The organism is Bradyrhizobium sp. cir1 (assembly GCF_014198245.1).
In the GTDB taxonomy this organism is placed as follows: domain Bacteria; phylum Pseudomonadota; class Alphaproteobacteria; order Rhizobiales; family Xanthobacteraceae; genus Bradyrhizobium.
In genome coordinates, this window is record NZ_JACIHE010000006.1 from 75,695 (window position 1) to 87,436 (window position 11,742).

The 11,742-nt window shown below is 64.2% G+C and carries 11 protein-coding genes; 8 read left to right on the forward strand and 3 right to left on the reverse strand.

Going from position 1 to position 11,742, the window contains the following annotated elements:
- Nucleotides 1–91: 91 nt before the first annotated feature.
- From gor to rpiA, 3 genes are all read right to left on the reverse strand, one after another.
- A complete protein-coding gene (gene gor, locus GGD63_RS15055) occupies nt 92–1,480 on the reverse strand; it encodes a glutathione-disulfide reductase (protein WP_183243236.1) in 1,389 nt (462 codons plus the stop codon).
- A 61-nt stretch (nt 1,481–1,541) separates the two neighbouring features.
- Nucleotides 1,542–2,093, reverse strand: a complete 552-nt coding sequence (locus GGD63_RS15060; RefSeq protein ID WP_183243238.1) for a DUF2059 domain-containing protein — start codon at nt 2,091–2,093, stop codon at nt 1,542–1,544.
- Nucleotides 2,094–2,104: 11 nt separating this feature from the next.
- The gene (gene rpiA / locus GGD63_RS15065) at nt 2,105–2,809 is read right to left on the reverse strand and encodes a ribose-5-phosphate isomerase RpiA (protein WP_183243240.1); all 705 of its coding nucleotides are present in this window, start codon (nt 2,807–2,809) and stop codon (nt 2,105–2,107) included.
- 150 nt (nt 2,810–2,959) lie between these two features.
- Between rpiA and GGD63_RS15070 the strand changes: the two genes are divergently transcribed.
- The 8 genes from GGD63_RS15070 to GGD63_RS15105 all read left to right on the forward strand — a co-directional run bounded on the left by GGD63_RS15070 (nt 2,960) and on the right by GGD63_RS15105 (nt 11,701).
- The gene (locus GGD63_RS15070; RefSeq protein WP_183243242.1) at nt 2,960–3,649 is read left to right on the forward strand and encodes an HAD family hydrolase; all 690 of its coding nucleotides are present in this window, start codon (nt 2,960–2,962) and stop codon (nt 3,647–3,649) included.
- 155 nt (nt 3,650–3,804) lie between these two features.
- Nucleotides 3,805–4,275 (forward strand): hypothetical protein, encoded by a 471-nt coding sequence (locus GGD63_RS15075; RefSeq protein WP_183243244.1) that lies wholly within the window; start codon nt 3,805–3,807, stop codon nt 4,273–4,275.
- 107 nt (nt 4,276–4,382) lie between these two features.
- A complete protein-coding gene (gene moaA, locus GGD63_RS15080) occupies nt 4,383–5,417 on the forward strand; it encodes a GTP 3',8-cyclase MoaA (RefSeq protein WP_183243246.1) in 1,035 nt (344 codons plus the stop codon).
- A 171-nt stretch (nt 5,418–5,588) separates the two neighbouring features.
- Complete coding sequence (locus GGD63_RS15085; protein WP_183243248.1) at nt 5,589–6,170, forward strand: TRAP transporter small permease subunit; 582 nt, start codon at nt 5,589–5,591, stop codon at nt 6,168–6,170.
- Between the two features lie 27 nt (nt 6,171–6,197).
- Entirely contained in the window at nt 6,198–7,853 is a 1,656-nt protein-coding gene (locus tag GGD63_RS15090) for a TRAP transporter large permease subunit (protein WP_183243250.1), read from the forward strand.
- Nucleotides 7,854–8,023: 170 nt separating this feature from the next.
- Complete coding sequence (locus GGD63_RS15095) at nt 8,024–8,563, forward strand: TRAP transporter small permease subunit (protein ID WP_183243252.1); 540 nt, start codon at nt 8,024–8,026, stop codon at nt 8,561–8,563.
- Nucleotides 8,560–10,161, forward strand: a complete 1,602-nt coding sequence (locus GGD63_RS15100; protein ID WP_183243254.1) for a TRAP transporter large permease subunit — start codon at nt 8,560–8,562, stop codon at nt 10,159–10,161. Before GGD63_RS15095 ends, GGD63_RS15100 begins: the two co-directional genes overlap by 4 nt.
- Before the next feature lie 250 nt (nt 10,162–10,411).
- A complete protein-coding gene (locus tag GGD63_RS15105) occupies nt 10,412–11,701 on the forward strand; it encodes a M20/M25/M40 family metallo-hydrolase (RefSeq protein WP_183243256.1) in 1,290 nt (429 codons plus the stop codon).
- Nucleotides 11,702–11,742: the final 41 nt, after the last annotated feature.

Genomic DNA, 11,742 nt, shown 5'->3' on the forward strand with positions numbered 1-11,742 from the left:
CTGCAGCGAGGATTTAGACCCTCATGGTGAGGAGCCCGCCAAAGCGGGCGTCTCGAACCATGCAGGCCCGGCTCGTCCGGCAGCCTCTCCCCTACTCCGCCGCCTGACGCACATGGCGCGCAGTCGGGGTGCGCATGGTGACGAGCTCTTCGGCCGCGGTCGGATGCAGCGCGATGGTCGCGTCGAAATCCGCCTTGGTCGCCTTCATCTTCACCGCGATCGCCACCGCCTGGGTGACTTCGGCGGCGCAATCGCCGACGATGTGGCAGCCGAGCACGCGGTCGGTCGAGCCGTCCACGACGAGCTTCATCAGCACGCGGGTGTCGCGGCCCGACATCGTCGCCTTGATGGGGCGGAACGTCGTCTTGTAGATGCCGACATGGCTGAACTGCGCGCGCGCCTCGGTTTCCGTCAGACCGACGGTGCCGACCTCCGGCTGCGAGAACACGGCCGTCGGAATGTTGGCGTGATCCACCTGCACCTCGCGCTTGCCAAACACGGTGTCGGCGAAGGCATGGCCCTCGCGGATCGCGACCGGCGTCAGGTTGAAGCGGTGGGTGACGTCGCCGATCGCATAGATGCTGTCGACCGAGCTCTTCGAGAAATGATCGACCGCGATGCCGCCATTCTTCGGATTGATGGCGACGCCGGCGTTTTCCAGGCCGAGATTGGCGACGTTGGGGTGGCGGCCGATCGCGAACATCACCTGGTCCGAGGCGATGCTCGAGCCGTTCGACAGATGGGTGGTGAAGTCTTCGCCGTGGCGGTCGACCTTGGTCACCGTGCAGCCTGTGAGGATGGTGATGCCCTGCTTCTCCATCTCGGAGCGGACGTGAGCCCGTACGTCCTCGTCAAAACCGCGCAAGATGTTGTCGCCGCGATAGATCACGGTGACGTCCGAGCCGAAGCCGGCGAAGATGCCCGCGAATTCCAGCGCGATGTAGCCGCCGCCCTGGATCACGATCCGCTTCGGCAGCCTCGCAAGGTGAAACGCCTCGTTGGACGAGATCACGTGCTCGATGCCGGGGATCGCCGCGCCGTGGTTGGGCGCGCCGCCGGTGGCGATGAGGATGTACTTCGCCCTGATCTTCTTGTCGTTCTCGAGCAGGCGGACGGTGTGCTTGTCCTCGATCACCGCACGGCTCTTGACGATCTGCGCGCCCGCCTTCTCGACATTCGTCGTGTAGGCCGCCTCCAGCCGCGCGATCTCCTTGTCCTTGTTGGCGATCAGCGTCGCCCAGTCGAAGCTCATGGACGGGATGGTCCAGCCGAAACCGGCGGCGTCCTCGATCTCGTGGCGGACATGCGAGCCGATCACGAACAGCTTCTTGGGCACGCAGCCGCGGATCACGCAGGTGCCGCCCATGCGGTACTCTTCCGCGATCATCACGCGGGCGCCGTGACCGGCCGCGATGCGGGCGGCCCTCACGCCGCCCGAGCCGCCACCGATGACGAAGAGGTCGACGTCGAATTCAGCCATTGTCCACTCCGACCTCTTTCAGGGAGACCCGATCAGGTAATCCTCTGTCAGATAGGTACTGTCAGATTTCCTTGCCACGCTTGCGCATCTCGGCGCGGAAGGCACCCATCACGGTCTCGGAGAAATTCTGGGCCCAGGAGTTCATGAAGGCCATGCTGAGGCCGATGGCGCGCGGCTCGGCGTCGATCAGCTTCTTGCCCAGCGGCGACCTGTAGAAGGTGACGAGGTCCTTCAGCTCCTGCTCGGTAAACTCGCTGGCATAGATCTGCGCCATGCCTTCACCGATCTCATTCTGGCGGCCGGCGAGCTGCTGGGCTACGATCGGCGCGACCTCATTGAGGTCCTTCTGGTAGTTGAGGTTCTGCTGCGTCAGCGCGATCTTGGTCTTCTCGACGAGGCCGGGCACGGCGCCTTGATACATCGCCGTGGCGTTCTTGATCTGCAGGATCTCCCTGGCCGCGGCAATCGCCGCCGGCGAGGCCTTCGGCTGGGCCGGCGCGGCGGCCGCCTTGGGCTGGGCCGGCGTCGCCTGCTGCGCCATCGCCGGGACCGCCGAGACGGCCAGGCCAGCAGCAAGGGTCGCGGCCGGCAAGAATTTCAAAACGCTCTTCATTCCTAGTCTCCTTAGGGCTTTCGCCGTTCAATCACGCGGATTCCCTCGCCGCCCGCCAGAACGGCCGAGCTGGCCAAGCCGATGAACAATCCATGTTCGACCACGCCGGGGATCGCGCTCAACGCCTTGGCGAGGCTGGCGGGATCCGCAATACGTCCGAGCTGGGCATCGACGATCCAGTGGCCGCCATCGGTGACGAAAACGTGGCCGTCTTTGGCCTTGCGGACCGCCATTTGCCCGGAAACGCCGCAGTCGGCAAATGCCTTCTCGATCGCGCGGCGCGTCGCGCCAAGCCCGAACGGGATGACCTCGACCGGCAGCGGAAACTTGCCGAGCGTCGGCACCCATTTGCTGTCGTCGGCAATTACGATCATGCGATCCGAGGCGGCCGCCACGATCTTCTCGCGCAGCAGCGCACCGCCACCGCCCTTGATCAGATTGAGCTCGGGATCGATCTCGTCCGCGCCGTCGACGGTGATGTCGAGATGGTCGATCTCATCCAGCGTGGTCAGCTTCACGCCGCAACGCTCCGCGTCGGCGCGCGTGGCCTCGGAGGTCGGCACGCCGATCACTTTGAGCCCGGCGGCCACCCGCTCGCCGAGCAGCTCGACGAAATGCTTGGCGGTCGAGCCGGTGCCGAGCCCGAGTTGCATGCCGTCACGCACCTCCTCCAGCGCACGCGCCGCCGCCTGCCGCTTCAACTGGTCCATGTTCAATTTTGCGCCCGCCTCTGGCTTGAGAGTGCCGCCGGTATAGCCGCTGCGGCGGCCTATGTAGCCTCGTTTTCCTCGCGGGAACAGGCCTATAAGCTGATCTTATGGCCCCGCCCCTTGCGCCGGCACGGCCGGACCGATAGCGCTTGGCCCATGACCTCCCCCTCCACGACCTCCCTCTACACCCTCGTCTTCGATCTCGACGGCACGCTTGTGGATACGGCGCCCGACCTGATCACCGCGCTGAACTACGTGCTCGATCGCGAAGGCCTGCCGCCGGTCCCGATGGCCTCGGCCCGCAACATGATCGGCGCCGGCGCCCGCAAGCTGATCGAGCGGGGACTGGAGGCCGAGGGCCGCACCGTCACCCCAAAGGACATGGACCGGATGACGGCGGATTTCATCGCCTATTACGCCGAGCATATTGCGGTCGAATCCCGTCCCTTCGAGGGGCTCGAGGCGGCACTCGATCATTTTGCAGCGCAAGGCCATCGCCTCGCGGTCTGCACCAACAAGCTGGAATGGCTGTCCAAGCGGCTGCTGGACCAGCTCGACCTGAGCCGCCGCTTCGCGGCGATCTGCGGCGCCGATACCTTTGGCGTCCAGAAGCCGGATCCGACCATTTTCCGGGAAACGGTGGCCCGGGCCGGCGGGGATGTGAAGGCCAGCATCATGGTCGGCGACGCCGGAACCGACGTCGGGGTCGCCCGGCGGGCCGGGGTTCCCGTGATCGGGGTCAGCTTCGGCTACACGGACGTGCCGATCGCCGAACTGAAGCCGGACCGGCTGATCCATCACATGCGCGACCTGCCGGCGGCCGCGAGCAGCCTGATGTTGGCCTAGCGTTCGGCAAGTCGCTGAAATTCCAGAAAAAAGCAGAAGATACTCCGCGTTAACCAACTATTAACTATGCGCGGCGCGCCGGTTGCCTGCCCTTAGCGACGTCCCTAAGGTCCGCCCGGGATGTGGCGGTTCGTCGCAGTCAAAGTGGGTGGTTCATGCGTCGTGTGATTGCGGTTGCGTTAGTGGGAGCGAGCCTCGGGGGCTGCTCCTCGATGTCCTGGGACATGTTCAAATCGGCCCCGCCGACCGTTCAGGTTCGGCTCGAATCCAATCCCCCCGGCGCTGACGCCTCGACCTCGCTCGGTCAGGGCTGCAAAACCCCCTGCTCGGTCTCGGTGCCCGCGCCAGAGGCGCCGTTCACGGTCGCCTACGCTCTGCCCAAGTACCACCCCGCGAGCGTGCCGGTGAACGTGATCAAGAATCCCGGCGATTTCACCACGCCCGCCTCGGTCACCACCGACCCGAATCCGGTATTTGCGGAACTCCAGCCGGCGGCGCCGCCGAAACCCGTCCGCAAGCCGCACCGGCCGAAGAAGCCGAAGCCGGCCGCGCCCGCCGCGGCGCCGGCCGATGCTGCACCCGCAGCAGGCTCGCCGTTCCCCGATCCGACCGCGGGCAAGCGCTGATCACGTATACCACCCGATTGTCCTAGCCGCGTCCGATGCTTAGATTGCTTCCAGAGCACCGCTGAAGCAAAGGTGCGCCCGTCGCCGTAAGTGACAAGGCATTTGGTATGAACGGATCTTCTGCGAATCCCCGCGCAGCGCTGTCGAGCGCCATGACCGATCCGTTCGGGCGGACCATCACCTACTTGCGCGTTTCCGTCACCGACCGCTGCGACCTGCGCTGCTTCTACTGCATGTCGGAAGACATGACGTTCCTGCCCAAGGCGGACCTGCTGACGCTGGAGGAACTCGACCGGCTCTGCACGGCCTTCATCGCCAAGGGCGTCAAGAAGCTGCGCCTCACCGGCGGCGAGCCGCTGGTCCGCCGCAACGTGATGACGCTGGTCCGCTCGCTGTCGCGGCATCTGAGGAGCGGCGCCCTGAACGAGCTGACGCTGACCACCAACGGCACGCAGCTGGCAAAGCATGCAAGGGAGCTCGCCGATTGCGGCGTCCGCCGCATCAACGTCTCGCTCGACACGCTCGATCCGCAAAAGTTTCGCGAGATCACCCGCTGGGGCGAAATCGACAAGGTCTTGGAAGGCATCGAGGCCGCGCGGGCCGCAGGGCTAGCCGTGAAGATCAACGCGGTCGCACTGAAGAACCTCAACGAGGACGAGCTGCCTTCGCTGATGCGCTGGGCCCACGGCAAGGGCATGGGCCTGACGCTGATCGAGGTGATGCCGATGGGCGAGATCGGCGCGGGCCGTCTCGACCAGTATCTGCCGCTGTCGCTGGTGCGCGCGCGGCTCGCCCAGCAGTTCACCATGACGGATCTCGCTGAGAGCACCGGCGGGCCGGCGCGCTATGTCAGCGTCGCCGAGACCGGCGGCAAGCTCGGCTTCATCACGCCGATGACCCACAATTTCTGTGAATCCTGCAACCGGGTGCGCATCACCTGCACGGGAACGTTGCACACCTGCCTCGGCCACGAGGACGCCTCGGACTTGCGCAAGCCTCTGCGCGCATCTGATGACGATGAACTGCTGGCGGATGCGATCGACCGCGCCATCGGGCTCAAGCCCAAGGGCCACGATTTCATCATCGACCGCCGCCACGATCGCCCCAGCGTCTCCAGGCACATGAGCGTCACCGGCGGCTAGGTTTAGGCGGGCTGGCGGCCTTATTCCCCTTAACTATCAACAAACTTCCGATTGACTGGCGGCACGCCCGCTGATTTGGTGCGGCTGCCTCATGCCTGCGCGGCGAGACAAGCCACGCGCCCGCTCGGCGCAGTCAAGACGGCCGGGGCACAATCGGGGGAGGACCTATCGTTGCAAGCGCTCCTTAGGCTGAGCAGCAGGATCGACGCGTTCACGCGCTGGACGGGCAAACGCATTGCGTGGCTGATCGTCGTCGCCGTCGTCATCTCGGCGGTCAATGCGATCGTCCGCAAGACGTTCGACACATCGTCCAATTCGTGGCTCGAGCTGCAATGGGTGCTGTTCAGCATCGTCTTCCTGCTCTGCGCGCCCTGGACGCTGCTCGACAATGAGCACATCCGCATCGACATCGTGAACAACACGCTGCCGAAGAAAGCGCGCAACGTGATCGACGTGGTCGGCCACGTGTTCTTCCTCATTCCGATTTGCATCGTCATGATCATTACGGGAGTGCCGTTCTTCCAGCGCTCCTTCCACATCAACGAGCAATCCGGCAACGCCGGCGGCCTGCCGCAATGGCCCGCCAAATCCCTGATCATGATCGGGTTCGCTTTCCTGCTCGTGCAAGGCATCTCCGAGCTGATCAAGCGGATTGCGGTGATGCGCGGATTGATACCTGACCCCCATGAATCCCAGGTGTCGGCGCTGGAGGCCGAAGTCGAGCATCTCGTCGAAGCGATCGAGAAGAAGTAGCCGTTGGCGACGGTGTAGGGGAAATTCATGACCGCATTCATCATCGCCAATATGGCGCCCATCATGTTCGTGTCGCTGGTGGTCATGCTGCTGCTTGGCTACCCTGCGGCATTTTCGCTCGGCGCCGTCGGCCTGTTCTACGCCGTGATCGGCATCGAGCTCGGCCAGTTCCACCCCGACTTCCTCCAGGCCCTCCCGGAGCGCGTCTATGGCGTGATGAACAACGACACGCTGCTCGCGATCCCCTTCTTCACCTTCATGGGATTGGTGCTGGAGCGGTCGGGCATGGCCGAGGACCTGCTCGATACCATCGGCCAGCTGTTCGGCACCATCCGTGGCGGCCTCGCCTATGCCGTGATCTTCGTCGGCGCACTGCTCGCCGCGACGACCGGCGTGGTCGCCGCCTCCGTAATCTCGATGGGTTTGATCTCGCTGCCGATCATGCTGCGCTATGGTTATGACCGCCGCGTGGCGGCCGGCGTGATCGCCGCCTCCGGCACGCTGGCCCAGATCATTCCGCCATCGCTCGTGCTGATCGTGATGGCCGACCAGCTCGGCAAGTCCGTCGGCGACATGTACGAAGGCGCCTTCATTCCGGGCCTGGTGCTCGCCGGCCTCTATGCCGGCTACGCTTTCCTCGTCAGCATGATCTTCCCGAAGGCCACGCCGGGCCTACCGAAGGAAGCCATCGCCTTCCGCGAAGACGATGGCCGCCGTGGCCTCGTGTCGCTCGGTGTTCTGTTCCTTGCGAGCTGCGTGTTCGGATGGTTCGTGATGCGCGATTCGAGCGTTCACGGAGCCGATTACGTCGTACTCAGCATGTTTTGCGGCATCATCTTCGCCTTCGCCGTCGCGGTACTGAACTGGGTCGTCGACAAGCTGACCGGCTTCCGTTTCCTCTCGAAAATGGCGCAGCAGACCACGTTCGTGATGGTGCCGCCGCTGTTCCTGATCTTCCTGGTGCTGGGCACCATCTTCATCGGCATCGCGACCCCGACCGAAGGCGGCGCGATGGGTGCCGCCGGCGCTCTCATCCTCGGTGCCATCAAGCGGCGGCTCAGCTGGGACTTGGTCCGGCAAGCCACGGAATCGACCGCCAAGCTGTCGGCTTTCGTCGTCTTCATCCTGGTCGGCGCCCGCATCTTTTCGCTCACTTTTTACGGCGTTAACGGGCACGTCTGGGTCGAGCACCTGCTCACCTCCCTCCCCGGCGGCCAGGTCGGCTTCCTGGTCTTCGTCAACGCGCTCGTGTTCGTACTGGCATTCTTCCTCGATTTCTTCGAGCTGGCCTTCATCGTGATCCCGCTGCTCGGACCTGCCGCCGAGCACCTCGGCATCGACCTGATCTGGTTCGGCGTCATTCTCGGGGTCAACATGCAAACCTCGTTCATGCATCCGCCGTTCGGCTTCGCGTTGTTTTATCTCCGGTCGGTCGCTCCCAAGGAGCGATACACCGATCGCGTCACCGGCAAGAGGATGGATCCTGTCACTACGGGTCAGATCTATTGGGGCGCAGTGCCGTTCGTCGTCATCCAGCTCATCATGGTCGGCCTGGTGATCGCATTCCCGTCGATGGTCATGCACTATAAGGGCACCCTGCCGAACATCGATCCAAGCACCATCAAGATCGAGGTGCCGCAGGTCGAGCTGCCGCCGCTCGATTTCGGTCAGCCCAAGCAATAGCGACTGACCCCGCGCTCCCGCCACCGGTCCATCGCGGTCAAAACCGAAACGCACGAGGAATGGGATTGACAGCGCTCTGCGTGGGGAAATCCGGTCCTGCGGTCGCCTACATTTCGCGTGCGTGCTGATGCTGTTGCCATGAAGTTAGACTGTGACGGAGAAAAAGTAAGATGCGTCCATTGCTGGCGGTGAGCAACGCCATCGACCTTCTCAATGAGAAGATCGGCTACGTCTGTAACCTCCTGGTGCTTCTGTCCTGCCTGGTCAGTGCGGCCAACGCCATGATCCGCTACGCCTTCAGCTACTCCTCCAACGGCTGGCTGGAGATGCAATGGTACATGTTCGCGATCCTGGTGATGTTCGGCGCCTCTTACACCTTCAAGCGCAATGAGCACGTCCGAGTCGAGATCTTCTATCTGCTGCTGTCCGAGCGCGGCCAGCTCCTGCTCGACCTGATCGGCACGCTGTTCTTCCTCATTCCCGCCTGCCTCCTGCTCGCCTATCTGTCCTGGCCGTTCTTCATGCAGGCCTATGAGGTCGGCGAGATGTCCGGCAATGCCGGCGGCCTGATCCGCTGGCCGATCAAGTTCGTCATTCCCGCCGGCTTCGTCCTGCTGGCGCTCCAGGGTGTTTCCGAAGTCATCAAGCGTATCGCGGCTCTCCAGGGCTATGTGACGATCGACGCCAAGTACGAGAGGCCGACCCAATGATTACGCTGGAAATGATGCCGCCGCTGATGTTCGGCGGCCTGGTTCTGGCGATGCTGATCGGCTTCCCGGTTGCGTTCACGCTTGCCGCGGTCGGCCTGTCCTTCGGCTTCCTCGCCATCCATCTCGGCTTCTTCGACCTCAACTTCCTCCAGGCGATTCCCGGCCGCGTGTTCGGCAGCGTGCTCTCCAACGAGCTGCTGCTCGCGATCCCGTTCTTCACCTTCATGGGCGCGATATTGGAGCGATGCGGGCTCGCCGAAGACATGCTGGATTCGATGGGCCAGCTGTTCGGCCCGGTCCGCGGCGGCCTCGGCTATTCCGTGATCATCGTCGGCTTCATCCTCGGCGCCATCACCGGCACGGTGGCGGCGCAGGTGATCGCCATGGCGCTGATCTCGATGCCGGTGATGATCCGCTACGGCTACAACATGCGCTACATCACCGGCGTGCTCGCTGCCTCCGGCACCATCACGCAGCTGGTACCGCCCTCGCTGGTGCTGATCGTGCTCGCCGACCAGCTCGGCAAGTCGGTCGGCGACATGTATCTCGGCGCCTGGGGCCCCTCGGTGTTCCAGATCATGCTGTTCGCCGGCTACACCTTCATCCTCGGCCTGATCAAGCCGGGCCACGTGCCGGCGGTGCCGATCGAGGCCCGCACGCTGACCGGCTGGGCGCTGTGGAAGAAGTGCCTGATGGGCATCATCCCCTCGGCCGTGCTGATCTTCGTCGTGCTCGGCACCATGATGATGGGCCTTGCGACGCCGACGGAAGCCGGCGCAATGGGCGCGGTCGGCGCCATCGTGCTCGCCGCGATCCACCACAAGGACTTCACCAGGAACGATCGCAAGGTGCTGATCGCGGGCGTGGTCGCCGCCGGCGTCGGCACCATCATCGCGATGCTGTACAGCGAGAATTTGATCTTCAAGCTCGCCTTCGCGGTGACCTATCTGGCAGTGGCGTGGATCTGCTTCCAGGCTGCGCGCATCCCCGACCTGCGCGACCTGATCAAGCAGGGCTACGAGTCCACCATGCGCCTCACCTGCATGGTCACCTTCATCCTGATCGGCTCGACCTGCTTCTCGGTGGTGTTCCTCGGCGTCTCCGGCGGCGTCTGGCTCGAGCATCTCCTGACCTCGCTGCCCGGCGGCGTCTGGGGCTTCCTGATCTTCATCAACCTCTTCATCTTCTTCCTGGCGTTCTTCCTCGACTTCTTCGAGATCGCCTTCATCATCCTGCCGATGATCGCGCCGATCGCGCAGAAGATCCTCGCCCCCGTGGTGGGACCGGACGCGGCGCTGATCTGGTTCGGCGTGATGCTGTGCGTGAATATGCAGACCTCGTTCCTGCATCCGCCGTTCGGCTTCGCGCTGTTCTACCTGCGCGGCGTCGCGCCCAAGGAAGTGAAGAGCTCCGACATCTATTGGGGCGCGATGCCTTGGATCGGCCTGCAGATGATCATGGTGCTGCTGGTGATCATCTTCCCGTCCGTGGTGACGGTCCTGCTCGACAAGCCGCTCAACGTCGATCTCGACAAGGTCAAGATCGAGGTCCCGCAGATCGAGCTGCCGCCGCTGGATTTCGGCCCGCCGCAGAAGTAGCGGCGCGCACACCCACCCTCTTACCCTCCCCTGGAGGGGGAGGGTCGATCGCGCGTAGCGCGAGCGGGGTGGGGTGATCTCTCCCGCGGGCAGTGTTCGTGTGGAGAGATCACCCCACCCCGTCGCCCATTTCGCTGCGCTCAATGGTCGCCGACCCTCCCCCTCCAGGGGAGGGTGAAGTCCGACACGCGTGACAATCGCGACAAACGCAGGCATATCGGCCCATCCTCCAACCGATGGACCGCCGCGCATGCCCCGATCGCACCCTGTTCCCTCGCTCGTCGCTCCGTTGATCGCCTCGCTGTGGCTGGCATGTGCCGCCTCCGTCACGCACGCCGAGCCGGTGGCCGACGTCCACGCGCTGGCACAGAAGGAGCAGCAGCCGTTGCTCGACACGCTGCGCGATCTCGTCAGCATCGAATCCGGCAGCAAGGACATCGACGGCCTGAACCAGATCGCCGGGCTGGTGGCCGACCAGCTCAGGCAGCTCGGCGGCACAGTGGAGATCCTGCAGCCCACCGACATCTATCGCCTCGACGACACGCCCGAGAAGATCGGTCCGGCCGTGCACGCCGTGTTCAAGGGCACCGGAGCTAAGAAGATCATGCTGATCGCCCATATGGACACGGTGTACCTGAAGGGCATGCTGAAAGACCAGCCGTTCCGCATCGACGGTGACAAGGCCTACGGCCTCGGCATCGCCGACGACAAGCAGGGCGTCGCGCTCATTCTCCACACCGTCGCGATGCTGCAGAAACTCAACTTCAGGGAATACGGTACGCTGACGGTGCTCACCAATGGCGACGAGGAGATCTCCTCGCCCGGCTGGCGCAGCACCATCACAAAATTCGCCTCGGATCAGGACGTGGTATTCTCGTTCGAAGGCGGCGGCACCGACGGCACGCTGCGGCTCGCCACCAGCGGCATCGGCTCGGCCTATCTCTCGGTGATCGGCAAGTCGTCGCATGCCGGCGCAAGGCCCGAGGGCGGCATCAACGCACTCTACGAGCTCTCGCACCAGGTGCTTCAGATGAAGGACCTGTCCAAGCCCGAGCAAGGCCTGAAGCTGAACTGGACCGTCTCCAAGGCCGGCACCAACCGCAACGTGATCCCGGCCGAAGCCACGGCCCAGGCCGATGCGCGCGCGCTCAAGGTCTCGGATTTCGACGAGCTGGAAAAAGCGCTGCAGGACAAGATCAAGAACCGCCTGCTGCCCGATTCCAGGGTCGAACTGAAATTCGAGGTGCGCCGTCCGCCGCTCGAGGCCAACGACGCCTCCCGCCGCGTGGGGGCCTACGGCAAGACGATCTATGGCGAGCTCGGAATGCCTCTCAAGGTCGACGAGAAGGCGACCGGCGGCGGCACCGACGCCGCCTTTGCCGCGCTCAAGACCAAGGGCGCGGTGATCGAAGGCATGGGCCTCTCGGGCTTCGGCGCGCATTCCAACGATGCCGAATATGTGAAGCTCGACACCATCGTGCCGCGTCTTTACCTGACCACGCGCATGATCATGGATCTGTCCAGCGGCAAGGTGAAGTAGTGCCGGCGAGCCATCCTCTCCCGCACGGAAGAGCGTGCAGC